This is a genomic window from Geofilum sp. OHC36d9, assembly GCF_052400685.1.
Taxonomy (GTDB): domain Bacteria; phylum Bacteroidota; class Bacteroidia; order Bacteroidales; family Marinilabiliaceae; genus CAZHHH01.
On sequence record NZ_JBQTGJ010000006.1, the window covers coordinates 169,669 to 195,150 of the forward strand.

Annotated in this window: 19 protein-coding genes; 6 read left to right on the forward strand and 13 right to left on the reverse strand. The window is 40.8% G+C overall.

Annotated elements, in window-relative coordinates:
* Positions 1 to 49: 49 nt before the first annotated feature.
* Complete coding sequence (locus tag ACT3CD_RS08795) at positions 50 to 820, reverse strand: exonuclease domain-containing protein (protein WP_444644880.1); 771 nt, start codon at positions 818 to 820, stop codon at positions 50 to 52.
* A gap of 264 nt (positions 821 to 1,084) precedes the next feature.
* Between ACT3CD_RS08795 and ACT3CD_RS08800 the strand changes: the two genes are divergently transcribed.
* From ACT3CD_RS08800 to ACT3CD_RS08810, 3 genes are all read left to right on the forward strand, one after another.
* Entirely contained in the window at positions 1,085 to 1,639 is a 555-nt protein-coding gene (locus ACT3CD_RS08800) for a hypothetical protein (protein WP_444644882.1), read from the forward strand.
* Between the two features lie 13 nt (positions 1,640 to 1,652).
* On the forward strand, positions 1,653 to 2,327 hold the full coding sequence (locus ACT3CD_RS08805) for a phosphatase PAP2 family protein (protein WP_444644883.1): 675 nt from the start codon (positions 1,653 to 1,655) through the stop codon (positions 2,325 to 2,327).
* A gap of 407 nt (positions 2,328 to 2,734) precedes the next feature.
* Positions 2,735 to 3,004: a DNA-binding protein gene (locus tag ACT3CD_RS08810; protein ID WP_444644885.1), complete on the forward strand. Its 270-nt coding sequence runs from the start codon at positions 2,735 to 2,737 to the stop codon at positions 3,002 to 3,004.
* Positions 3,005 to 3,496: 492 nt separating this feature from the next.
* On the opposite strand, the gene ACT3CD_RS08815 is transcribed toward ACT3CD_RS08810, so the two are convergent.
* The 12 genes from ACT3CD_RS08815 to ACT3CD_RS08870 all read right to left on the reverse strand — a co-directional run bounded on the left by ACT3CD_RS08815 (position 3,497) and on the right by ACT3CD_RS08870 (position 20,137).
* The gene (locus ACT3CD_RS08815; RefSeq protein ID WP_444644886.1) at positions 3,497 to 4,216 is read right to left on the reverse strand and encodes a head GIN domain-containing protein; all 720 of its coding nucleotides are present in this window, start codon (positions 4,214 to 4,216) and stop codon (positions 3,497 to 3,499) included.
* Between the two features lie 853 nt (positions 4,217 to 5,069).
* The gene (locus tag ACT3CD_RS08820; RefSeq protein WP_444644888.1) at positions 5,070 to 7,229 is read right to left on the reverse strand and encodes a S46 family peptidase; all 2,160 of its coding nucleotides are present in this window, start codon (positions 7,227 to 7,229) and stop codon (positions 5,070 to 5,072) included.
* 45 nt (positions 7,230 to 7,274) lie between these two features.
* Positions 7,275 to 7,859, reverse strand: a complete 585-nt coding sequence (locus tag ACT3CD_RS08825; RefSeq protein ID WP_444644890.1) for a Maf family nucleotide pyrophosphatase — start codon at positions 7,857 to 7,859, stop codon at positions 7,275 to 7,277.
* A gap of 17 nt (positions 7,860 to 7,876) precedes the next feature.
* Positions 7,877 to 8,821, reverse strand: coding sequence for a geranylgeranylglycerol-phosphate geranylgeranyltransferase (locus tag ACT3CD_RS08830; protein WP_444644892.1), 945 nt, complete (start codon positions 8,819 to 8,821; stop codon positions 7,877 to 7,879).
* Between the two features lie 11 nt (positions 8,822 to 8,832).
* Complete coding sequence (locus ACT3CD_RS08835; protein WP_444644894.1) at positions 8,833 to 9,348, reverse strand: KdsC family phosphatase; 516 nt, start codon at positions 9,346 to 9,348, stop codon at positions 8,833 to 8,835.
* Between the two features lie 39 nt (positions 9,349 to 9,387).
* Positions 9,388 to 10,155, reverse strand: coding sequence for a Rossmann-like and DUF2520 domain-containing protein (locus ACT3CD_RS08840; protein ID WP_444644896.1), 768 nt, complete (start codon positions 10,153 to 10,155; stop codon positions 9,388 to 9,390).
* 242 nt (positions 10,156 to 10,397) lie between these two features.
* Complete coding sequence (locus ACT3CD_RS08845; RefSeq protein WP_444644898.1) at positions 10,398 to 11,615, reverse strand: hypothetical protein; 1,218 nt, start codon at positions 11,613 to 11,615, stop codon at positions 10,398 to 10,400.
* 108 nt (positions 11,616 to 11,723) lie between these two features.
* On the reverse strand, positions 11,724 to 15,410 hold the full coding sequence (purL, locus tag ACT3CD_RS08850) for a phosphoribosylformylglycinamidine synthase (protein ID WP_444644900.1): 3,687 nt from the start codon (positions 15,408 to 15,410) through the stop codon (positions 11,724 to 11,726).
* A 305-nt stretch (positions 15,411 to 15,715) separates the two neighbouring features.
* A complete protein-coding gene (locus ACT3CD_RS08855; protein ID WP_444644902.1) occupies positions 15,716 to 16,768 on the reverse strand; it encodes a UDP-glucose--hexose-1-phosphate uridylyltransferase in 1,053 nt (350 codons plus the stop codon).
* 48 nt (positions 16,769 to 16,816) lie between these two features.
* Entirely contained in the window at positions 16,817 to 17,977 is a 1,161-nt protein-coding gene (locus ACT3CD_RS08860) for a galactokinase (protein ID WP_444644904.1), read from the reverse strand.
* Between the two features lie 84 nt (positions 17,978 to 18,061).
* A complete protein-coding gene (locus ACT3CD_RS08865; RefSeq protein WP_444644905.1) occupies positions 18,062 to 19,072 on the reverse strand; it encodes an LLM class flavin-dependent oxidoreductase in 1,011 nt (336 codons plus the stop codon).
* 57 nt (positions 19,073 to 19,129) lie between these two features.
* Positions 19,130 to 20,137, reverse strand: a complete 1,008-nt coding sequence (locus ACT3CD_RS08870; RefSeq protein ID WP_444644907.1) for a GntR family transcriptional regulator — start codon at positions 20,135 to 20,137, stop codon at positions 19,130 to 19,132.
* A 106-nt stretch (positions 20,138 to 20,243) separates the two neighbouring features.
* Between ACT3CD_RS08870 and ACT3CD_RS08875 the strand changes: the two genes are divergently transcribed.
* The 3 genes from ACT3CD_RS08875 (at position 20,244) to ACT3CD_RS08885 (ending at position 24,834) form a co-directional block, all read left to right on the forward strand.
* Complete coding sequence (locus tag ACT3CD_RS08875; protein ID WP_444644909.1) at positions 20,244 to 21,281, forward strand: aldose epimerase family protein; 1,038 nt, start codon at positions 20,244 to 20,246, stop codon at positions 21,279 to 21,281.
* 560 nt (positions 21,282 to 21,841) lie between these two features.
* The gene (locus tag ACT3CD_RS08880) at positions 21,842 to 23,743 is read left to right on the forward strand and encodes an AMP-dependent synthetase/ligase (protein ID WP_444644911.1); all 1,902 of its coding nucleotides are present in this window, start codon (positions 21,842 to 21,844) and stop codon (positions 23,741 to 23,743) included.
* A gap of 230 nt (positions 23,744 to 23,973) precedes the next feature.
* A complete protein-coding gene (locus ACT3CD_RS08885; protein WP_444644913.1) occupies positions 23,974 to 24,834 on the forward strand; it encodes a hypothetical protein in 861 nt (286 codons plus the stop codon).
* Positions 24,835 to 25,482: the final 648 nt, after the last annotated feature.

Consider the following 25,482-nt stretch of genomic DNA (forward strand, 5'->3'; position numbering starts at 1 on the left):
CAAAAAAAAAGATCATCTGTCGTAATCATCTGCAAAATACAAAACAACACTACTTCTGATTAAACTGGCGTAGTTTGATATTGGTAAGGACTTTTTTGGTATACAGCGGAAAATCACCATTCATCATCCATCCGTAATAACCAGGATCTTTTTCCAAAACGTCCGTCACTTTCACCCCTCTATATTTTCCAAAATTAAAGACCTCCTCATCTTTATCGTTAAAAACAATTCGGCCTGCCAAATCTACATTGCGGTTAAAAGAAGAAAACTCGGAAAGGAAAGCCACATCATTCTTCAACTCTTCATAATGATCCAGTTGTGCTTTAAGCACTTCAAAGGTAGCACGAGTATCGGCTTCAGCACTGTGTGCATCTTTAAGTTCCTTACCACAATAAAATTTATAAGCAGCTTCGAGCGTTCTCTTTTCCATTTTATGAAAAATAGTCTGCACATCGATAAAATGTCGCTTTCGCATTTCAAAATCCACATCAGCACGAATAAACTCTTCGGCAATAAGCGGGATATCAAATTTATTGGAATTATATCCACCAATATCACAACCTTCCATAAAACGAGCCAACTCTTTGGCGATAGTCTTAAAAACAGGTGCATCTTTCACATCTTCATCATAAATACCGTGAATAAGCGAAGAACTCCTGGGAATTGGCATTTCAGGATTAACCCGATATGTTTTCACTTCTTCTGAGCCATTAATATGAACCTTCAAAATGGCAATTTCGACAATACGGTCAGTGGCAACATTTACTCCCGTTGTTTCAAGGTCAAAAAAAACAATGGGATTTTTGAGATTTAGCTGCATAATTATTGAATTACTTTTTTTTCGAAAACCGATATATTACATATTTTAATCACTACAAAGGTAATCAATCAACCGTTTCAAAACGAAGAAAGCAGAAACAATAACCAAACAAACGAAAGTTAAAGCAAGACTTTTAAAACAGTAAAAAAAGAGCTATTCTACTATGCATCCGGAGTTTAAATTGTATATTTATTGTCATCAAAAACAGGAATGGAATGCAAACATATTACTAACAAGTATTTATAACACCACAAAGCTGTCACTATGAATATTCTAAAAATTTTTGTTCTGGTACTATTTGTTGCAGGAACAACAACGGTAAAGGCCTACAACAGAGCGCCATTAGATTCGTCGTCCTTTTCTTTTAGCAGTGACACTACTAAAAAGTGGCAAGATCTTTCGAATAAAGAGCAGAAAGAAATAATTGATGATTTTAAAAAAGCTAATTCAGCCCTTAAAAAAGCCAATAAAAGTATTGAAACAGCCTTAAAAAATAAGGACACCAAAAAGGCCCTTGATGACATTGAGGATGACCTAAACAGTCTGGTTGAAGATATTATATCTGCATTAGACATCAACACAGACGAAATCAGAAAACAAATAAAAGATGCTGAGACAGAATTAAAACAAAATGTTGAAGCAACCAATTCCAAAGCTCTAAAAAAAGAGATGAATACCTTCAGTAAGGAATTAAATCTGCTGATTAAAAACTCAACAGAATCGGTTTCGAACCTTCTGCCTGTGGTAGCAGAAATACTCAATGCGACAATGGATGACATTAAAATTAACATAACGTCGGACGAAACAACTAACGACTAAAATACAATAACCTGTGGATGCTTTATTAAACCTCGACAAAGAATTACTACTATTCCTGAACCACTGCCACACTCCACTGTGGGATCATTTTTTTTGGATATACTCCGGCATAATAGTCTGGATTCCCCTTTATGCCGCCATTATATACATTATAGTTAAACAAGGAGGCATACGAAGTTTTTGGATCATTTTAGCTCTCATTCTAACCATTGTTTTGTGCGATCAAATTTCGAGTGCCTTTTTCAAGCCATTCTTTGAACGTTTCCGTCCCTCCCGCGATCCATCGCTCCGCGGACTAGTTCAACTGGTTGGAAACTACACGGGCGGAAAATATGGATTTATCTCCTCTCATGCCGCAAATTCCTTTGGTCTGGCAATGTTTATATCCTTATTGTTTAAACGAAAAGCACTCAGTCTTTTCATGTTTGGCTGGGCTGTTATCAATGCCTATTCCCGCATCTACCTAGGGGTTCACTATCCGGGAGATATTATTGGAGGGATGTTAGTCGGAATATTGCTCGCCTGGCTCGTTTATAAGATATACAGTCGTTTTACCTATCACTTCGTCTTTGCCAAAGGGAGCAACAGCATGACCCAAAATGCCCCGATTGGCATTATTCTAATAACCGGAATTCTTTCTATCATAATGATACTATTATCGAGTATGCAATTAATTAAGATGTTGTAAAAAAATAATCACCGTTATCTTTTTCGTTACGCGTACTCTCAAAATGGTCATTTACGTCAGTAAACGCACATTTTGAAAGCTCTGCAAGCCAAGAATTTGAACTTTATAGCTCTAACGCCTGACTTTATGGACAGACCCAACTGTAATTTGGTATTTTTTGCATACCGCATTAACAACAAAAAAATAAGTACCCCATCCGGGTAAAATTATTAAGTCACTTCAAGACTCGGTTGAATGACTCGCTATTATATACGCACGGCTAAACACCAAAATTAATTAGCCATATATACAAATTCCATATATTAATATTTGTTAAACAAAGGCGATTTAGCGTTAAATAATTATTAAAAAGGGAGTTTAATGCCTATCTTTAAAACAGTCATTAACTTTTATAAAACCTTTCGATTATGAGTACTACTATAACATTTAATCAGCTGAGGAAGATTAAAGACAGTCTTCCCAAGGGCGCAACACGTACCATTGCCGAAAATTTAAACCTCGACGTAGAAACTGTGCGAAATTATTTTGGAGGGGCCAACTACGATCGGGGAAAGAGTATAGGTATCCATTTGGAACAAGGCCCCGATGGTGGTATAGTTGAACTTGACGACACCACAATTTTGGAAATGGCTCAGGATATTTTATCAGGGAAAAAGCAAGTTAAAGAGTTTGCCTAATAAACAATTAATCGTAATGGCATAATTAAAATAGGCAAAACGGGGAACTTTTTAGAGTTCCCCGTTTTTTTATGTTTCAATATTCTACATCATTAACTAGAGTCTGGTAACACAATTCTCCTTCTGCGACACGCTCTCAAAATGGACATTTACGTCAGTAATCTCGTGTTTTTAGAACTACTGAATCATTTAATGACGTTACCGCTCAAACTTATGACTTCATAAACACATACACTAATTAGAGTCTGTCCATAAACTAAGTGTTTGAAATATAAAGTTCAAATTCAAGGCTTGCGAAGTCATAAAAATCAAGGGACTTACGAACGAAGTAAAGGCAGAAGCAAAGCTGTTATTGTGGATTTATCTCATAAATGCTTTGATTATGCTTTACAAGGAGGAAGAAGACGAAGTCAGTTTACTTTTCGTAAATGACTGTTTTTATGACAAGCGTAACGCAGAAGTTGACTTCATAGACAAACACTAATTAAAAAACTATCTTTTTCGAACTGATCCACCACTCGACTGATTCATCTCCTTTATAAGTCCTTCACCACGAATATTAACAGAGCCACCAGAGCTGGCTCTGGCTTTAATTTCTCCATCTGCAAAAATATCGACAGAGCCACCAGAACTGGCTCCGGCTTCTGCATTAATTGCTTTAAAATCGTAAGCATTTACACTGGCACCGCTGCTCGCCTCGGCGTCGACAAAATCACCTCTGCCATTGACTCCAATATTAGCTCCGGAAGAAGCATCCAACTCCAAATGATTGCAAAAGAGCTCCAGATTAGTGGAGGCGCCTGAAGAACATTTAACATCAAGCATCGGGATCTCGAGAGCCTGCGCAGATTCAGCCCTTGAACCGGATGAAAGACTTAGTTTAGTGAGATTGGTAAACGTAACATACACTTTTACACCACCATATTTATTACCTGAAAATAGTCGTCGACCAGAAGATTTAATATACACAGCAAGCTCGCCGTCTTCAACCACAGTGGTAACATTATCAATAATATCATCACCGGCTTCAACGATGACCTCCTGCTGCATCCCGGATGATAGTATGACGGTTATACCTGTACTGACTTTCAACTCGCTAAATGGCTCTAGCGTTCGCGTTTGCTTAACGCCCCCCTCACCACCCGCATAAATACAGCTGGTAAAAACCATCGATAACAATAAAAAAAACTGAGCAAAAAAAAGTCTTTTCATGATAAATTAAAATTAGATTAATTGACTAGATCCGAAAAATCCAAAAGTCTAAAAAAGTGTCCTTAAAAGACTAAAAAATAAATAACCGTGGGTAAAATATGCAAAAGAATAGCAAAAAAACAGACAACCTTAAAAGGATTAAATTCGAACCATTAAAGCTCTATCTTTTCAGGGTTCCTATTTCTATTCCATTTCTTCCACCTGTTTTACCGGCGGTTACTCGAATTTCATCCATTCGGGATAATTAAACGACTTTTGGAAGCGGAAAATTTAAATATATGACCACTAAACTGTCCAAAAAGTTACAGCCAAAATCAAAATAATCCAATCTAATTTCTTAATAATTTCAAACCGACTCGTATCAACTTCATGCAAAGACAAAGCCACATGGTATTCCAGAACTCAAAACTAACGCCAAACAAAAGGGAGCATTTTTATGCATATTTTAGGAAGCATAAAATAATTGTAAATACATTGTGCAATGCGCATATTTGGATAAACTATCAAAACAGGGAAAACTCTGCATCACAAGGTTAAAACGCTTTTTAAAAGTACAACTACGGACATTAAACGATATTTATACGTTAAAATCGCATGGCAAACTGGAATAATTGGGATTATTGGTGCTCGCGGAGTTGAAAAAACGACGATGATTTTACAACATACCAAAGACAATTCAGATAGCTAAAAAGCGTTATCTGTTTTCGCAGACGGGTTGTCCTTTACCAAAAACAAACTTTATAATTTGGCAGATGATTCCTATAAAAAGGATGCCAGACGGAAATACGCAGTCACAGTGCGTAACTTGTTGCAGACGCGACACAAGCTACACACCATAACGCAAAAAGACCTCTTATTCCACCAAAGTCATCTCGTCCAATAGATAGCCGGCACCAGCAAACTTATCAATAATAAATAAGGCATATCGGATATCCAACGAAATGTTACGACACTGGTTGGGGTTAAACATCAGATCGCTCATTACGCCTTCCCATGCCCGATCAAAATTAACACCAATCAACTGCCCACTGGCATTGACAACGGGGCTGCCTGAATTTCCGCCCGTGGTATGATTAGTGGCTAAAAAACAAACCGGGACTGTCCCATCCTGCTCATAGCGACCGTAATCCTTAGTTCTATATAACTCCTTTAATCGTTCGGGGACTCTGTAATCATAAATATCCGGATTATCCTTCTCCATGATCCCTTCCAAAGTAGAAAAATAATTATAATAAACGGCATCGCGGGCCTCATAGCCCTTTACATCACCATAGGCAATACGAAGCGTAAAATTGGCATCTGGATAGAAATGACGCTCCGGTTCATATGCCATCAAGGCTTGCATATAAATTTGGTTTAAGCTGTCGAGGCGATCATGATACAGACGGTAACCTACCATCACTTTGTCGTGATACATCTGGCTAATAGACTGATACAATTTGACTGCCGGATCCTTTTTCAACTTTTTCAATTTCTGAAGATTCATTAGATAATCCATCAGCTCCTCGTGATTGGTAAACACTGTTTTTTGGAATAGTTGATCAACAAATTTTTCAGTATCGCCTTTATACTTCTTGTCTATTTCGGTGTATACAGCAGGGTGAAAAACGATGGGAACCTCCGTGCGATAACTATTTAACAAGACAGGCGACAGCTTCTGATCAACGGGCTGATAAAAATCCTTAAAATGGGAATCAGTCCGCTTCCTGAGGGCGGTGACCAACGACTGAACTTTGGCATCATCAACGCCATTTCGCTCAACCAAATCAACCAAACCAGCATATAACCCTGCCAAAGCAACAGTCTCCATGCTATTTCTTCCGATCAGCTCCAAAAGATAGCTCCGCGCCAAACTATATTCGCCATATTTAGAATAAGTTGTTCGGTATTCATCAAGCAGATTACCCCATTTACGTTTACGAGTATCATCGGAAAGAACCCATTTTGTAAATTCAGCCTCCGATTGCTGTTTCCGGGTAACCGCATCTAATTTATTCAACCCTTTTATTTCACCCTTCCAACGTTTCCATGAATTGGATATGGAAGCCGCTTTTGCCGCATACTGAATACGAATAGCAGGATCCGACTCCATATAATGCTTGATAATATTTAGCTTTTGAGTGCGTACATTAATCAATTTAGGATAAACGTCGTTGATGAGCATTTGAAGATGAAAAGAAGGCACATACTCAGCTGTGCTTCCCGGGTAACCAAACACCATCGTAAAATCGCCTTCATTCACGCCTTTTAAACTTATGGGAAAATGATAAGCAGGCTTGAAAGGCACATTATCCGGTGCATAACCGGCAGGTTTATTGTCTTTACCGGCATATACCCTAAAAATTGAGAAATCGCCTGTATGGCGTGGCCACATCCAGTTATCGGTATCACCTCCAAATTTCCCGATAGCCGAAGGCGGTGCTCCAACCAAACGGACATCAGTAAACACCTCTTCAACAAACAAATAATATTGATTACCTGCATAAAACTTCTCTACATGCGCAGAATAGCCATTATCTTTTAAAGCCTTATCGACTACGGACTTAATGTTTCGGGCAATAATTTCATCTCTTTTAACCATGGGGAGTTCACTATTTACACCTTCCAACACCGCTTCGGTAACATCGTCCATCCGTTTAAGAAAAGTCACCGACAAATTCTCGTTGGGCAATTCTTCCTGACGTGACATAGCCCAAAAACCTTCAGTTAGATAATCGTGCGACACGCTACTGTGCTTTTGAATAGCAGAAAAACCGCAATGATGATTGGTTATTAGCAACCCCTCTGGAGATATTATTTCGCCGGTGCATCCGCCGCCAAAAATAACAACGGCATCTTTCATGCTCGCGTGATTGATGCTGTAAACGTCTTCAGCCGTTAGCTTAAAGCCCATTTGTTGCATATCACCAATGTTAAACTTATCCAGCAAAACAGGAAGCCACATTCCTTCCTTTGCCTGACCTGTCAGGGCCAATGAAATAAAAACAATGATTAAGATCGTCTTTCTTATCATAACTCAAACAATTTCAGAAAACATAAAACAAAAAATACTGATCGATTAAAACTGCGTCAATTCATGAAACAATTTATCGACAGGGAGTCCCATTACATTAAAATAGGAGCCCTCGATTTTACGTATCCCCGTCAAACCGATCCACTCCTGTATACCATAACTGCCAGCCTTATCAAAAGGTTTAAAAGTGTCGACGTAATAAATAATGTCTGCTTCACTTAATTCGCGAAACCAAACCTTTGTAACATCGTTAAAAGACACTTCCTTATCAACCGATTTAATAACCACACCAGAAATAACCTCGTGCACCATACCGCTAAGTTTCGACAACATAACTATAGCCTCCTCTCTATCGGCAGGTTTATTAATCACCTGTCCGTCTAAAACAACTATGGTATCAGAAGTAATGACCAACGTATCGGCCAATGACCAAAGATGTTCGTAGGCTTTCATTTTATTGTGTGCCAACAACTCAGGCACATCTATAGCCGGCATTGCAACGGGAAAATCTTCGGGCAGATCCGGCATAACCTCTACATAAAATGGAACACCAGCCATTTTAAGTAACTCCTGCCGACGAGGCGATTGAGACGCTAAAACAACATTAAAGTGGCTTAAATTATCAAGCATTTATCAGAATTAAAAAATCAAACAAAGAAAGATTGCGCCACAAAGATGAACAAAATACCAAACAACATAATAATTTTGCTCATTTGTGACATGCGATGAAACGATGATTTATTGGTCGCTTTAAGCACCCCAAAAGAAAGAATGAGATAAGGAATTGATAATAAAAATAAAAAATAAAACAATGCAATACGACTTTCGCGCAAAGTTGGCACCATAAAATAAACACCCCACAAAACAGACAGTGATAGTATATTAATGGCCACCACAACCCAACCTGACATGCTAATGCCCATTTCAATAGGCAGCGTAGAACACCCCATGGCGCGGTCGCCTTCCAGATCCTCCATATCTTTAATGATTTCGCGTGCCATTGTGCTTATAAAAGCAAAAAAAGCAAAACCTGACGTCCAGAACCAGGCCATCGAGCAGGCCGGCGACTGAAGTATATCAGGACCGTGAACCTTTGCCAAAGCAGCAAACTCAACCGAAACGACAAAATAAGCAACCAATGCGGTTAAAAAAGAGATCGTTAAATTACCTACTAAAAGCTGTTTCTTTAAGGTAGTAGAATAGTACCACAATAAAGCAGGAATGATAATAAACATTAGCGCATAATTCTCCTTACGTAATACATAAGCCAAATAAAGACCTGTAAACACACCAATTAGAGTAAAAACAACATGCCACAATAAAACGGTTCGGCGGGGAAACACTTCCCCTACCACAATTTTATCCGGCCGGTTAATACGATCAATCTTTAAATCAAAGTAATCGTTAATTACATACCCGGAAGCCGCCAGCGACAAGGTGGTAATAACCAACATAATAAATCGCCAGTTGGACAATACCGGATCAATATTATAATGATACAAAATGGGCAATAAGAGACCGTATCGCAGTAACACCTGCAAAAAAGCCACTATCAGCAAATTTTTGAATCGAATTAATCGTAGAAATGCCATCAGAAAAATTTTTACCAGGCATGAATTTCGCCCCATTTACCATGTGCTCTGAGTACCTGCTCAATAACGTCGCGTGCACAACCAGTACCGCCATTTCTGTCACTGATATATTTGCACAACGACTTCACTTCCTCAACGGCATCAGCCGGACAAACAGGAATACCCACCGTTTGCATCACATGAAAATCGGGTAAATCGTCACCCATATACATAATATCTTCAGGACTCAAATTTCTTAAAGCCATCCATTCGTTCAGCTGCTCCATTTTATGTGATGCACCCATATAAATATCTTCAATACCCAAGGCCTGGTAACGTTTGCGTACCGACAGGGTATTACCACCCGTAATAATAGCAACAGGATAGCCCAATTTAACCGCTTTTTGAAGTGCAAATCCATCCTTAATATTGGCCGTACGCATGGGTTCACCGTTGGGATGCATAGGAATGGTATCACAACTCAACACACCATCTACATCGAAGGCAAAAGCCTTCACCATCATCAAATCTTCTTTAAAATTGGTCATAAAAATTGCATTTGTGCGAATTTACAGAAAAATACGGATCTATTCGTCACGTGTAGCTTGCATAATACTCTCAGACAATAATTGATAAATCTGATAAGATAAAGAGTCATCACCCAAAGCTGCCAAATGACTATTTATCACTTCCTTGTCGAACCTGCTGGCTGGCCCTGTTTGCGCATATTTAGGCTTCATACTCAAAGCCTTTTGCGTGGTTTCGCGGATAAGCGGCGCCAACAGATCAAAACTCAAACCTGCTTTAGAAAGCAATTCATCGGCTTGCACGTACAAATGATTTACAAAATTACAGGCAAAGACGGCACTCATGTGCAAAGCCTTGCGTTTCTCTTCATTAGATTTTTGCACATAATCGGAAATATCTTCAGCTAAAGCACGTAGCCGGCGACGTGCTACAGACAAGTTCCCTTCGACCAGCAATGGCACCTCTCGAAAATTCAACACTTTATCCTTTGTAAATGTCTGAAACGGATAAAAAACGCCATATAAAGAAAACCGCGACAGCACATCCAGACTTACACTACCAGCAGTATGCGCTACAACGCCATTCACTTGGGGCATATTTGAAATCACATCGGCAATATGCCCATCGGTAACGGAAATAAGGTAAATATCGGCATCGGTCCGCAATGCCAAGCAATCATTAGTAGCTTCAGCACCAACCATCCCGGCTAAAACATCAGCATTCGATATAGTACGACTAAAAATCTGCCAGATGGTATGTCCGGCATTTTTTATGGCTAAAGCTAAATGTGTAGCCACATTACCAGAACCTATAATAACAATATTCATAGACCAAATAAAAAATGTCAAACAATAAATCAGCAATATCAAACGAACAAAATCTCTAAACAGAACATGCGTTATAAAATTCAACTTCTGCAATACGCTTACTCTCAAGATAATCATTTACACCAAAAAACTCATAATATCCATGCTGCGCTAAATTCAAAAACGCAGTTCTCTTATCTGCCAATGTTATTTTTAACAAGCACAAATTATTATGCCCCTCATTTTGAATCCGGCGCTTTAAATTACCGGTTATTATCAGAAGGATTACGTACGTCAATCTCCTTCTGCAAAATCCATTTACCCTTTTCAAATTTCAGGCCATCGTATGTAAAATCAGGCCCATAGTACCTTCTGTCGTTCTGAAAAACAGGATCGGAAGGAGCCAAATGATCCATCACAATAATTTTCAACTTCGGATTGTAACGCAACATCATATTTGCACGGATACTGTACTCAAAAACCAACCGTCGGCGAGTTTGTCGGTCATCCACAAATATTGGAGCACCAAACGACACACGATTGTTACCACTCACCGAAATAATATCGACCACCCTGATTTTTGAAAACGCATCATTGGCATTATATCCCAAAAGAGTATAATAAGTCTTGCGCTTATAGTGTGTTTCAACCAAATCATAATACACAGCTCCATACCACTTTGAGGCTGTAAGCGTCATCATTTCGGGCGAACGCAATTCAGATCTGTTGTCGTTTAATCTGCTAACTTTAAGAATATCTTTTTTAGGGTCGCGTACCACAACCCCACCATGAAAAACGTTGCGGCCATCGGAATATTCCACATTCCATGTCACAATTTTAAGAATCCCGTCCTTCGAAATTAATGTAGAAAGCTTTTCGAGTCCCGTAAACACAGACGAAAATAATGTGTGTTCAGAAAGCAGCGGTTGCAAACGGGTCCATATAGTCTCGCTCAGCTGATCCTTAACAGAATCGGCGGTCGCAGTTGTTAACTCGTCAAATAAAATCTTTAATTGAAGATCGGGAATATCAACAAACAGCCGTTGACGATACTTAATTTGCAAAGGTATTATGTCCGTATCGTTAAAAAGGTGCCCGGAACTAATTATTTCCGGTTTTACAGGATGAAATGCCGCATCAATATCCCGATTATAAATATAAACCGTTGAATCGCTTCGTAACAACAAACCCCATACAAGCCGCGAAGGACGATTCTGAAAGGGCATAACACCGGCAAACACCACTTTACTGCTGTCATTTACCACAGGCAAAAAAGAAACAGAGCGACAGCTATCGCAAACATAAAATCCGGATTCCGATATAAGCGACTCTTTTAAACTATCGATAAATGAAGGCCATTGATAGTCCTTTTGAGCGTCGTCGGCCATAGCGAAATGCGTCCATACTTGTTGAAATGACCCCGAAAAAAGATTCGTTGCAAGCATCATTAACCACAAAGACAATAGAAATTTCCGATGCATAAAAGATATTTTGATTCGCTAAAAATAAGAAACCACGAGCACAAATAAAAGAAAAGCCACAAAACACCTGACGGTATACTTGTGGCTTACTTTCAAAAAATACAAAATTTATTTTTTAGCTTCAACCCATTTCCGGGCATTTACAAAAGCTTCGATCCAGGGAGATACCTCATCATTTTTACGATCGGAAGGATAGCTTGCCCATTGCCATGGGAAAACAGAACGCTCCAAATGCGGCATCATAGCCAGATGACGTCCATCGTGTGAACAAATAGCCGCCGTATTAAAATCACTACCATTGGGATTTCCGGGATAACCGGCATTACTATAGACGCCTGCAATGTTAAGCTCATCCTGCTTCATCCCGAAGCTGAATTTACCTTCGCCATGGGCCACCCAAACACCGAGCCTGCTGCCAGCCAAAGACTTAAGCATAACCGAATTATTCTCACAGATATCTACATTCAAAAATATAGATTCAAACTTATGTGAGTCGTTGTGCAACATCCTGACCTTAGATGCTTTATCAGGATACACCAAACCCAATTCGACCATTAACTGACAGCCATTACAGACACCAAGACTAAGGGTGTTTTCGCGTTTATAAAAACCATCAAGTGCGGCTTTGGCCTTTTCATTATAAAGAAAAGCACCGGCCCATCCTTTGGCCGAGCCTAAAACGTCGGAATTAGAAAATCCGCCTACAAAAACAATAAAATCAACATCTGTTAAATCTTCACGACCGGTAATGAGGTCAGTCATGTGAACATCTTTAACATCAAAACCAGCCAGATACATAGAATAGGCCATTTCGCGATCGCCATTAACCCCCTTTTCTCGAATGATGGCAGCTTTTGCTTTACGATTCACAGCATCGTGGCTCAACCCAAGAGAAGTCAAAGAACCTTTGAATGTTTTGGGAAAATCAAATTTCAACGCATGTTGCTTATAATTTTCAAAACGGGCTTTCGCCAGCTTTTCTCCGCATTGACGACGATCGAGATAATAAGAGGTACGAAACCAGTCGTCACGCAGTGTGTCGATATCCAAAACCAAGTCAGCTCCTTTGCCTGTAAAAGTAACTGTTCGTTCTTTTACAGGAGTCCCGATAACAGAAAATACCATATCGAATTCCTCAAGTACCGACGACACCGCTGCCAAATCAGCCACCTGAATTATAACACCCGGATTTTCGGAGAATAATATTTTAACAGGATCATCAATATTAAATTCAGACAAATCGATATTTAAACCATACGAAGTATTGGCGAAACACATTTCAAGTAAAGCCGTAACCAACCCACCTGCCGAAATATCGTGACCAGCCAGAATTAATCCCTTAGACACCAATTCCTGAATGGCAGCAAAACCATCGATAAAATAGTCGATATTCTTAATAGTAGGCGTTTCGTTGCCAACCTGATTCAAAATCTGGGCAAACGAACTGCCTCCCAATTTAAAGTCATCGAACGATAAATCAATATGAATTAAACTGGTTTTCACCTCCTTCACCAAAACAGGCTCTACCACGCGCCGGACATCGGCAACTTCGCCTACCGAACTAACAATCACCGTGCCCGGCGAAAAGACCTGATCGCCATCCTTGTATTTCTGTGTCATGGAAAGAGAATCTTTACCTGTTGGCACATTAATACCCAAATCACAAACAAAGTCGCTCAATGCCTCTACAGCGGCATACAAACGAGCATCTTCGCCACTGTTTTTTGATGGCCACATCCAGTTAGCACTCAAACTGATGCCTTTTAGACCATGAGTAAGAGGCGCCCAAACAATATTGGTAAGCGCTTCGGCAACCGATAACACCGAACCGGCAGCAGGATCAATCAATGCCGCTGCAGGCGCATGCCCGATGGAGGTAGCCACCCCCTTTATGCCACGATAATCAAGAGCCGTAACCCCCAAATCATTCAATGGCAGCTGAAGTTCGCCGGCACATTGTTGCTTAGCCACTCGTCCTGTAACCGAACGGTCTACTTTATTGGTAAGCCAATCCTTGCAAGCAACAGCTTCAAGCTGCAGAACATGACTTATATATTCTTTAATTTGACTGGCATCGTATTTCAAATCAGCAAAAGAAGATGGCACAGTCGTATCGGTTAACACTGTTTTCGGTGGATTTCCGAACATATCAGACAACTGCCAGTTAATGGGAGCATTGCCTTTCTCATCCTCAAATTTAAGGTTCATATCGCCCGTAGTTTCGCCCACCACATACATGGGAGCACGCTCACGTTCGGCCACACGGCGCAAATCCTCAATATCCTTCTCGTGCAACACCAATCCCATACGTTCCTGCGACTCATTACCAACAATTTCGCGAGCCGAAAGGGTTGGATCACCAATGGGCAATTTGTCGAGATGAATGGTTCCTCCGGTTGTTTCAACCAATTCCGAAAGACAATTAAGATGCCCGCCTGCACCATGATCATGAATGGAAACAACCGGGTTTTCATCCTGTTCAACCATAGCCCGTATGGCATTCATAGCTCTCTTCTGCATTTCAGGATTTGAACGTTGAACCGCATTAAGCTCTATGGCATTTTCATATTCGCCGGTAGCTACCGAAGAGACAGCACCACCGCCCATTCCGATGCGGTAATTATCACCACCCAGTACCACTACTTTATCGCCCTTTTTGGGATCGTCCTTAAGACTATCACTTTTGCGGGCATATCCGATACCTCCGGCCATCATAATAACCTTATCGAAGGCAAATTTCTTTTGCTCCTCAACATGTTCAAAAGTGAACAAAGAACCACAAATCAGCGGCTGCCCGAACTTATTGCCAAAATCGCTGGCACCATTGGAAGCTTTAATCAAAATTTGTTCCGGTGTTTGGTAAAGCCATGGTCGTTCAGGGATATTTTCCTCCCACTTACGACCACCTTCAGGTCGAGGATAACTGGTCATATAAACAGCGGTTCCGGCCAATGGCAGTGACCCTTTGCCTCCGGCCAACCGATCACGGATTTCGCCCCCTGTTCCCGTGGCGGCGCCATTAAAAGGTTCGACGGTAGTAGGAAAATTGTGTGTCTCAGCTTTAAGCGAGATTACAGAATCAATTACTTTTTCCTGAAAGAAATCCGGTTTATCCTGCGTTTTGGGTGCAAACTGAATCATTTGCGGTCCTTCAACAAAAGCCACATTATCTTTGTAGGCTGACACCAGCAAATTAGGATTTACTTCGGAAGTGCGTTTTATCAATTTAAAAAGAGTACTGGGCTTTTCCTCGCCATCAATAACAAAATACCCGTTAAATATTTTATGCCGGCAATGCTCTGAGTTCACCTGCGAAAAGCCAAACACTTCGCTATCGGTCAATTTACGGCCCAAACAGGCTCCCAAATCATTCAAATAATTGACCTCATCCGCACTTAACGCCAACCCCTCTTTTTTATTGTATTGCGCAATATCATCAATATAAACGATGGCGTCCGGCTGCTTGTTAATAGTGAAAACATTCTGCCCCATCCCTTTATATAAACGTTGCAACATAGAATCGAAAGAAGCCTTTTCATCAGCTACCTTAAAAAACTCTTCAATACGAAGAATGCCGTGAATTCCCATATTTTGGGTAATTTCGACGGCATTGGTACTCCAAGGGGTAATCATCTCACGACGCGGCCCGACAAAAAAGCCTTCCAAATTTTCGGCTTTCATCATTTTGGCGCCACTAAAGAGCCATTCCAATTTTTTAATATCCGTATCAGGCAACTGCGATTTAACATGCACTGCCACTATCTGATTGGAGTCACCCCCGAAAAAAAGAACCATGAATAAATATTTAGGAGTTATGCACTTAAGAATTTTGTTGCAAATTTAATGAAATGCCGCATGTGAGCCAATAAAATGAAACGAAAACCGAAATTAAAAAATTAAGCCAACAAAAAACCGGGCGTTGTGATGAAACAACAAAACCCGGTTTGATAAAAAAATTAGGTCTATCCAACCATGAAGAGCTCTCTCTAGAACAAAGGCCAGAATGAGGTCAGCGTAACACAGCTAGCGTCATTTTGGTAAAAGTCTTCCTATGAATAAACTATCACATCATTAATAAAATAAGCCAAAAATAGCTGTCATTATTTGGTCGCCTTCTTAAAATGAATATCAGACAAAGCACGCAAACGACTGGCACTGGTTTCGGGTGTAATATCCCGTTGCGGAGTCGCCAACATTTCGTAACCCACCATAAACTTTTTAACGGTAGCCGAACGTAACAGCGGCGGATAAAAGTGCATATGGAAATGCCATTCCGGGTGATCCTCTCCATCTGTTGGTGCCTGGTGAATCCCGGCTGAATAAGGAAAAGAGACTTCAAAAAGGTTATCATAACGAATGGTTAACTGACGATAAGCGTCTGCCAGGTCCTCCTTTTCGGCATCAGTAAACAGCGACAAATCAGCGACCGCCCGCTTGCTCACAATCATAGCTTCAAAAGGCCACACAGCCCAATAAGGCGAAAGCACAACAAAGTTTTCATTCTGATAAATAAGCCGATCTTTCTTCTCCAGCTCTTTTTTCAGATAATCGCCCAGCAACGTACGATTATACTTTTGTAAATAAGCCAGTTGACGCACTTGCTCTTTCATGGGTTCAACAGGAATAGAACGGCTTGACCAAATTTGTCCGTGTGGATGCGGATTGCTACACCCCATCACAGCCCCTTTATTCTCAAATATCTGGACGTAATTTACAAAATCATGACGGCCCAGTTCGGTGTATTCCTTCTGCCAGACGTCCACCACGCCACGCACAGCCTCCTGCGTCATTTCCGGAATTGTAAGATCGTGACGGGGTGAAAAACAGATCACTTTACAGATACCCTGTTCACTTTCGGCACGAAACAACTCATCGTCGCCATCCTTTCCCAAGGGTGTATCGGTAAGAAGCGCCGAAAAATCGTTGGTAAAAACATATGTTCCGGTATATTGAGGATTGTTTTCGCCGCCAATGCGCTCATTTCCGGGACACAAATAACACTTCTCGTCATACTGAGGGCGCTCTGTCTGCTGCCCTTTTTCCACTTGTCCCTGCCAGGGCCGTTTGGCCCGGTGAGGAGACACCAGCACCCAGTCACCTGTGAGGGCATTAAAACGCCGGTGTGGATGCTCTTCCATATTAAATTTCACCATAACATCTACAATCTAAATCAAATAATTATCTGACAAAAAACGTCCGAATTACTCCAACTGCCGGGCACCATCACCTACATCAGCAATGTAGAAATCGGGTTTCAGACCTGTACGAGCTTCATATGCAGGGCCCACCGTCTCAATAAAATTATCCACGGCGCTATCCTTAACAATACTCACAGTACAACCACCAAAACCAGCCCCGGTCATACGTGAACCAATCACACCTTCCACCCTCCACGCTTCTTCAACCAAAGCATCCAGCTCAGATCCGGTAACCTCATAATCATCGCGCAATGACACGTGCGAACCATTCATTAATTGTCCCAATTCAGCCAGATTATTCTTTGACAAAGCCTTCATGGCATCCAGTACCCGTTGATTTTCGGTAATGACGTGGCGCGCGCGTCGTAACAATACCTCATCAGACAATCGGGCATATATCTTATTAAAAGTATCAAAATCGATGTCGCTCAACGAATTATATTTGCCTTCAAGATTCATTTCTTCCAGTGCCTTTTCACATTCAGAGCGACGCTCATTGTATTTCGAATCGGCCAATCCACGTCGCTTATTGGTGTTTGCAATGACTATTTTGTAACCATCCAGTTTCAAAGGCACCTCACTAAATTTCAACGTATCACATTTTAGAGCCAATGCATGATTCGCTTTACCCATGCCGACAGCAAACTGATCCATGATGCCACAGTTAACACCGACAAATTGGTTTTCAGCCATTTGAGACATCTTAACCAATTCCAGCATTGGAAGTTTTCCGCCGAACAAATTGTTAATCATCACCGATGTAACCAATTCAATGGATGCAGATGAAGATAATCCGGCGCCATTAGGGATATTACCACTATATAACAAATCGAGACCAGTGACGTCAATTCCAATTTTTGAAAACTGCTCAATGACGCCCAATGGATAATTCACCCACGCATCATTGGGTTGTTTCTTTTTTAGATCCTGAATGGCAATATCAACTTTCAGTTCAAGATTGGTGCTGGCAAATTTCACCGTTTGATTATCAGTCTTACGCACTAACAAATACGTACCATAACTTAATGCGCACGGAAAAACGTATCCGCCATTATAGTCGGTATGTTCGCCGATCAAATTAACCCTTCCGGGAGAAAAAAACACGGCTTCGGGAGCCTGTCCGTACAACTCTGAAAACTTAGCTTTTAATGCTGTTAAATCCATAAATATAATTTTAAAACAACTGGTAGGTACTGGTAGGCAAAATTAAAAATTATTTTAATTAAAATCAGAAAATTAAAACAAAAATTAAATTCCACGCATAATTTCAGAAAAGAGTTGATAGGATGCCATTCTCGCCTGTGGATCAAACACATTGGTAACCACCATTAACTCATCGGCGTTGGTTTGACTCAAAAAATCCTGAACCGAATGATGCACCTCTTCTTTTGTCCCCACAAAAGCATACTTCAACATATTCTTCATCAACGGATGCCCGGCCAGAGTGCGAAGCTCGTCGGTCATTTCTACACCCGGTTGCATTGGTGTTGAAACCCCACTGAGGACATTAAAGAACATCTTAATCAGCGAAGAGAATTCTTTTTCAGCCTCAGCCTTTGTTTCTGCTACAATCACATTAATACCGGCAATAACGTAAGGATGCGCAAGTTCTGGCGAAGGTTGAAAGTTGGTTCGGTAAATATCGAGAGCGTCAAAAAGTTTTTCACCGGCAAAATGGCTGGCAAAAGCGTAAGGTAATCCTTTCCTCGCCGCAAGATGAGCGCTATCGGTACTGGATCCGAGTATAAACAAAGGCACCTCAACCCCTTCGGCCATGACAGCCCGTATTGGTGCATGCCTGTTTGCAGATGAAAAATAACGCTGAATTTTCTCAACCTCTTCAGGAAATTGAAATACGGCCTGCATACGATCGGAACGTATGGCACGAGCCGTCGCCTGATCAGTACCAGGAGCACGCCCAAGCCCCAAATCAATACGTTGAGGATATAAAGTGGCCAGGGTTCCAAATTGCTCAGCAACGATTAAAGGCGAATGATTTGGTAACATAACCCCACCCGATCCGACTCTTATTTTGTTGGTGCCACCGGCAATATGGCCAATCAGCACGGGCGTTGCCGAGCATGCCAAACTTGCTGCATTGTGGTGCTCGGCCAGCCAGAAACGATAATACCCCAGTTTCTCAGCCTCTTGCGCAAGTAACAAGCTATTTCGATAGACATCGACAGGCGTAAGACCTTCCGAAATCACATCCAGTTCCAATATTGAATACCGGGTCTCTTTTAAACACTTAGTCATCATAAAAACCTCCATTTTGAACCAAACAACCAGACCTGACTAAAGTTTTGATTGCAACTGCTACAACGAATTTCTTAAAATCAGTCGCGAAGGATTTTTCACCACATCATGCTGGTTATTCATTACCATGCGGGCCATCCGCTCACCCATCGCCTGAAAATCGGTAGATATCGTCGTGATACCGCCTGCCACAATCTCTTTCAATCCAGTATCATTCAAAGAAATAATACCGATATCGAGTCCCGGCTTAAATTTATTGGCACGGCAGTATTTTATCAGGAAAACTAAATCACGGTCGTTTACTAAAACATACACCCACCCCTTTCGGGGAATCACTGACCGCATAGAAGGAATAATATCAAAATGAACAGAGTATTGTGTGCAAAACTTTTTAAACCCTGAGAGAAAACCTTCCGGTTCCTTTCCCCCGGGATAAACCAAAACCATCCCCTCGTATTTTTGCAATAAAGTCAACCCTTGTTGAAAACCGTTAAAAATATCCTCTTCAAATGACTGATAGACGGCCGGATACAGTCCGCGTAATGAAACTGGTAACTGATCGAGAATAAACACCTTATCGCGCGGCAATCCCGAAATAAATGAAGCCACATTCTTCACCACTGCCGGCATTATAACATACGAGGTATAATCGTCTTTATGGTTAAAAAGAATAGTCTGAAAAAGCTCAGCATTAAAATGATGAAAATATAATTCCACATCCGCATTTTCCAGATGTTCCACAAACCCGTTGTACAAATCCTCTTTAAAAGCATTAAGCTCGTCAAAAAGCAGCAATATACGATGACGCGCCTCAACCCTTGTACGTTCAACGTAATACCCCTTTCCGGGATGACTCACAACTAAGCCGCGCGTCTTCAGTTCAGCATAAGCCTGCAATACCGTGTCGCGCGACACATTAAAAGCCTGCGCAACCTGATTAACCGAGGGCAGTAAATCGCCTTTGTGCAACATCCCGTTTCGCAAGGCATTCTCCATCGACTCAATCAACTGCCGATAAATAGGTAGTGGTGATTTATGATTAATATTCAGAAACTCAAAATCCATCATAGACTTAAAACTTGAAGAACTCAAAAATGCAAAGAAAAAACCATTAGGAGATAAAAAAGTAAATTTTTCCTATTTTTGTCTGAATTTTTCTCAAAAGAAACGAAACATGTCAGTTATTCAAATTAAAGTACAGGCTGATTTTGACAAGCCAATTTTTATATATGAACTAAAAAATAATTCGGGCACAACCGTCAAAATAACCAATATAGGAGCTACCATAACCAGCGTTCTTGCGCCCGACCGAAACGGGAAAATTGAAAAAGTCACCCTGGGCTTTACTGATCCGTTATATTATTTATCAGAAAAATATCTATCCAACAGTCCATTTTTAGGGGCCACCGTTGGGCGGTATGCCAACCGCATTGCTCAGGGCGAATTTCAACTCAACGGCAAAAAATATCATTTGGCAAAAAACAATGGTGACAACCATCTACATGGCGGCCCTGAAGGTTTCTTCAAAAAAATATGGGATTCTACCATCGAAAATGATAAAGTTGTAATGACGCTGTTGAGTCCTGATATGGAAGAAGGATATCCGGGAAATGTGAAGGTGATCACCACTTTTTCGTTAACCAACGACAATGAATTAGTGATTGACTATTTTGCAACGACCGATAAAGCCACCCCCCTTAATTTGACGAACCATACCTATTTCAATCTTTGCGGTAAAAAAAGTCAGATACTTGATCATGAGCTCATGATTTTTGCAGACGCCTACACACCGGCGGTTGAAGCCATTCCTACCGGAGAAATACGCCCTGTAAAAGGCACCCCTTTCGACTTTACTGAATTCCATAAATTAGGAGAAAGAGCCCGCCAGCTGGATGCTGAAATTTATGATCATAACTTTGTGCTAAACGGCCGTGAGGGTGAATTAAAAAGAGTGGCTATTGCCCGTGAGCCTCTATCAGGACGCACCCTGGAAGCTTATACAACCATGCCGGGAATGCAGTTGTATACCGGTTATTATCTGGATGGCAGCCACCAAAACGAGGGACAAAAAATTGAAAGTCTGGAAGGCTTTTGTTTGGAAACACAGTACTTCCCGGATTCGCCCAACAACGCTAATTTCCCATCAGCTATTACCACCCCCGACCAACCTTTTAAACACACAACGGTGTTTAAATTTGGGATAGACAACTGATCGCGAATTGATATTTGTCGATATAATGTTTCGTTTCAGGCAAACACTATTTAGTGTTTGTCTATAAAGTCAACTTCTGCGTTATGCTTGTCATAAAAACAGTCATTTACGAAAAGTAAACTCCTTGATTTTTATGACTTCACAGGCCTTGAATTTGAACTTTATATTTCAAACACTTAGTTTATGGACAGACTCTATTTAGTGTTTGTCAATAAAGTCAACTTCTGCGTTATGCTTGTCATAAAGACAGTCATTTACGAAAAGTAAACGCCTTGATTTTTATGACTTCGTAAGCCTCGTATTTGAACTTTATATTTCAAACACGTAGTTTATGGACAGACTTTATTTAAAACAGTCGTTGAGAAATGAGACGACCATGATAAAGAATTTTTCATACAGGAGGATGATTAAGCCAGGAAAATTCCATATGACAACTGAGAGACAAATTTTAATCATATGAAAAATAATTTTCAATACATTGCAAACGATAAAGGCACGTATTAACCTCTCGACTTCTTTGTTTTACAGACAGTAAATAATTACCAAATTAAACGGCAAACATGGTATCTATCATCGACTATTTTGAAGAAAGAGTGCAACGTTTCCCAGACAATGCGCTTATATGGGAAAAACAGGACGGCATATTTCAACCCACCACCTACAAAGAAGCCCACGAGGAAATCAGACGATATGCTGCCGGGCTAATATCACTGGGGGTTCAAAAAGGCGATCGTATAGCGCTTCTTTCCGAGGGACGAAAAGATTGGTTGATAGCCGAACTGTCAATATTATATGCAGGCGCCATCAATGTGCCACTATCGGTAAAATTGGAAGAAGCCAACGACTTAGTCTTCCGCCTAAAGCATTCCGACACCAAAATGGTGATTGTTTCAGAATTCCAGCTTGATAAAATCAGAGTTATAAAAGAAGAATTGCCGCTTCTGGAAAAAGTAATTATTCTGGATGAAACAGAAGCCCTGGAGAATGAACTCAGATGGGAGCAATTATTTCAAAAAGGTGAAGAAGTCATTATCAATGATGTCTCAATTCTGAATCATCGCATCAGCGAGGTAACGCCCGATGACATTGCTAACATTTCATACACTTCGGGAACAACCGCCGATCCCAAAGGCATTATGCTATCGCACCGAAACTACACCGCCAATGTAGAGCAGGCGTTTAGCTTTATTGATATCCCGGCTCACTTCCGCACATTAGTGGTACTGCCATGGGATCATGCCTTTGCCCACACGGCCGCACTGTATGCTTTCATGTACAGAGGCGCCTCGGTAGCCGCTGTAAAAGCCGGAAAAACAGCAACCGAGACACTTAAAAATTTCCCCAATAATATTCTTGAAATACAGCCACACGTAATGATGAGCGTCCCTGCACTGGCTAAAAATTTCAGAAAAAATATTGAAAAAGGGGTACAAAACAAAGGTAAAATGGCCTGGCTTCTGTTCCGGTTGGCTTTAGCACACGCCTTTTGGTATAACGGAACCGGAGATAATAAAGGCCGGGGTTTAAAAAAGCTAACCCGTCCGCTGGGTTATCTATTCGACAAAATTTTATTTAAAAACATCAGAACGGCCTTCGGTGGAAACCTCAAATTTTTCATTGGTGGCGGCGCGCTACTCGACATAGAACTCCAAAAATTCTTTTATGCCATCGGAATCCCCATGTATCAGGGTTATGGACTAAGTGAAGCCGCTCCCATCATATCAGCCAACACCCCAACGTTTCACAAAATGGGTTCTTCTGGCAAAGTGGTTCAAAATTTAGCGCTCAAAATATGCAATGAAAATGGACAGGAGGTAGCGCAAGGTCATTCAGGCGAAATAGTTGTAAAAGGCGAAAATGTAATGTCGGGCTATTGGAAAAATGCGACAGCCACAGCAGACACCATTAAAGACGGCTGGCTCTATACAGGCGACCTGGGTTATGTAGATAAATCCAACTACCTGTATGTATTGGGCCGTTTCAAAAGTCTGCTAATAGGTCACGATGGTGAAAAATACAGTCCCGAAGGCATTGAGGAAGCAGTTGTGGACACCTGCACGCTCATCGATCAATTTATGTTATTTAATAACCAAAGTCCTTTCACTGTAGCAATTGCAGTTCCATCGGCAGATGGCCTGAGGCGATTAATAAAACAGCAAAAATTCGATACTGAAGATGAAAAAGCCATTTTCGTCCTCAAAACCATACAAGATGAGTTAAACCAATTTAAAAAGGGTGGAAAATTAGAGACAATGTTTCCGCAACGATGGCTCCCTACATCAATCATTATTGCTGAAGAGCCATTTACCGAGTCGAACAAAATGCTTAACAGCACAATGAAAATTGTTCGAAGAGTGATTGAATCAAATTATGTAGAGGAGTTAGAGTTCTCATTCTCCGCAGAAGGAAAAAATATTCTTAACCAGAAAAATATTATAGCAACTAAAAATTATTTTAATTAGCATTAGCCTTTTCTTTCTGATACAAATTAAGTGGCAACATCAAACTTATTCAAAAAATTTCTACACATAGTGTAACCAAACAGCATATATTACCGAAAAAGGGATAGTAAACTCACAGAATACGAAAAAAATGTTTTAAAAACAAAGAAATATAGCAAATTGGCTTTTAAATTAATGAAGTTTTCACCAAATTTACATCGATTTTCGTAGCCCAAAATTAAAACCATATTATGCGCGCAATCAAGAAACATTTACTTCTTATATTTCTTCTAATTATTGGTTTTGGGGCCGGAGCGTACAGCCAGTTCAGAAGAGCTGGCTCGTTTGATTGGGCGTCGGGACTTTCTGTCATTCCCAAAGGAGGCGTAAATTTGTTTTATGGCGACTTGGTGGATCAATCCCGTGCCAGTTATTCATTTGGTGTTACCGTTGACCGTGAAATGACAGGACTATTCTCATTACGGGCATCATTGGTCGGCGGACAAATGAAGGGAGAACAGATCTTTCCGGTACTGAATACAGCATACGCTACTTTCACTAACACATATGCTGACTTTATGATAGGCGGAACCTATAGACCATTAAATCATATACTCGGTTATTTTAAGGAAAGAACATTACAACCATACGTATTGGCACAATTTGGAGTTGTATATTTTAACAGCACAGAACTATGGGGACCGGCAAGTTTCTCGACTCCAGGGGCTGATCCTGGCGAAGAATGGCGGAGTGCAAGCGGAATAGCACCCGTAATTTCAGGTGGCGGAGGAATTAACATCTGGATTAACCCTGATTTTAGTGCCAATATAGAATTTCACGGAGCCTTACCATTTACAGATCAACTGGATGCACACGATACGTGGCAGGATTCATACCCAAACGGGAATATACACACCACTGAGCCGTATGATGTGTATTATACATTAACTGCCGGGGTGGTATATACGATAAAGGAAAGTGCGTTTAGAAACGATTCAAGGTTCAACCGACAAAGCTACAATAAAACACGTAGATACTATCAGCCGTCAAGGCGTAAGGCTGTAAACCGCAGGCCTAATAATCGTAATAAAAAAAGATTCCTTTTCTTTTAGATAATATTAAGCGATCCACCAAGATCGCTTTTTTTATTTCTGTTTGGCGATGCAGAAAGAAACAGGATTTCTGTTTGCAAGAACTTGCAATTGGTTAGGCCATTGGTGCCATAAGCGCCAATATGAAGATGCACGGCTGTGCGTCTTTACACTGCGGCATCGATGATGACTCCGGTGATGATTAATGTGTTTGAGTATCGTTCACCCAGGCCTCCGGCCACTCACTCAATCGTTTTCCAATTTAATGTTAATAACTCAACCTTTAAAACAGGTACTAAATTAGCATAAGCAGTCATTCCAACCGACGTGAGAAACGACATCAAGACTTCAGCGCAGCGAGATCAAGACTTCGACGTAACGACATCAAGACCTCGACGTAACGACATCAAGACTTCGACGCAGCCACATCTAGACTTCGACGCAACGACATCTAAACTTCGACGCAACGACATCTAGACTTCGACGCAACGACATCTAGACTTCGACGCAACGACATAAAGACTTCAACGTAGCCACATAAAGACTTCAACGTAGCCACATAAAGACTTCGACGCAGCCCCCTGCTGCCGCACGAGTCCCCTCGTGTGGTTTTACTTCATTACAACTACTCCTTCTAATTAACCTTGTTATCCTCTATAATCTCTGGTA

Excerpts from the sequence above, each read along its gene's own strand:
- ACT3CD_RS08885 (WP_444644913.1), top strand. The coding sequence starts at position 23,974 with ATGCGCGCAATCAAGAAACATTTACTTCTTATATTTCTTCTAATTATT.
- ACT3CD_RS08830 (WP_444644892.1), bottom strand. The coding sequence starts at position 8,821 with ATGGCATTTCTACGATTAATTCGATTCAAAAATTTGCTGATAGTGGCT.
- ACT3CD_RS08855 (WP_444644902.1), bottom strand. The coding sequence starts at position 16,768 with ATGGTGAAATTTAATATGGAAGAGCATCCACACCGGCGTTTTAATGCC.
- ACT3CD_RS08840 (WP_444644896.1), bottom strand. The coding sequence starts at position 10,155 with ATGAATATTGTTATTATAGGTTCTGGTAATGTGGCTACACATTTAGCT.
- ACT3CD_RS08815 (WP_444644886.1), bottom strand. The coding sequence starts at position 4,216 with ATGAAAAGACTTTTTTTTGCTCAGTTTTTTTTATTGTTATCGATGGTT.
- ACT3CD_RS08860 (WP_444644904.1), bottom strand. The coding sequence starts at position 17,977 with ATGGATTTAACAGCATTAAAAGCTAAGTTTTCAGAGTTGTACGGACAG.
- ACT3CD_RS08880 (WP_444644911.1), top strand. The coding sequence starts at position 21,842 with ATGGTATCTATCATCGACTATTTTGAAGAAAGAGTGCAACGTTTCCCA.
- ACT3CD_RS08865 (WP_444644905.1), bottom strand. The coding sequence starts at position 19,072 with ATGATGACTAAGTGTTTAAAAGAGACCCGGTATTCAATATTGGAACTG.
- ACT3CD_RS08820 (WP_444644888.1), bottom strand. The coding sequence starts at position 7,229 with ATGATAAGAAAGACGATCTTAATCATTGTTTTTATTTCATTGGCCCTG.
- purL (WP_444644900.1), bottom strand. The coding sequence starts at position 15,410 with ATGGTTCTTTTTTTCGGGGGTGACTCCAATCAGATAGTGGCAGTGCAT.
- ACT3CD_RS08845 (WP_444644898.1), bottom strand. The coding sequence starts at position 11,615 with ATGCATCGGAAATTTCTATTGTCTTTGTGGTTAATGATGCTTGCAACG.
- ACT3CD_RS08835 (WP_444644894.1), bottom strand. The coding sequence starts at position 9,348 with ATGACCAATTTTAAAGAAGATTTGATGATGGTGAAGGCTTTTGCCTTC.
- ACT3CD_RS08870 (WP_444644907.1), bottom strand. The coding sequence starts at position 20,137 with ATGATGGATTTTGAGTTTCTGAATATTAATCATAAATCACCACTACCT.
- ACT3CD_RS08825 (WP_444644890.1), bottom strand. The coding sequence starts at position 7,859 with ATGCTTGATAATTTAAGCCACTTTAATGTTGTTTTAGCGTCTCAATCG.
- ACT3CD_RS08875 (WP_444644909.1), top strand. The coding sequence starts at position 20,244 with ATGTCAGTTATTCAAATTAAAGTACAGGCTGATTTTGACAAGCCAATT.
- ACT3CD_RS08800 (WP_444644882.1), top strand. The coding sequence starts at position 1,085 with ATGAATATTCTAAAAATTTTTGTTCTGGTACTATTTGTTGCAGGAACA.
- ACT3CD_RS08795 (WP_444644880.1), bottom strand. The coding sequence starts at position 820 with ATGCAGCTAAATCTCAAAAATCCCATTGTTTTTTTTGACCTTGAAACA.
- ACT3CD_RS08810 (WP_444644885.1), top strand. The coding sequence starts at position 2,735 with ATGAGTACTACTATAACATTTAATCAGCTGAGGAAGATTAAAGACAGT.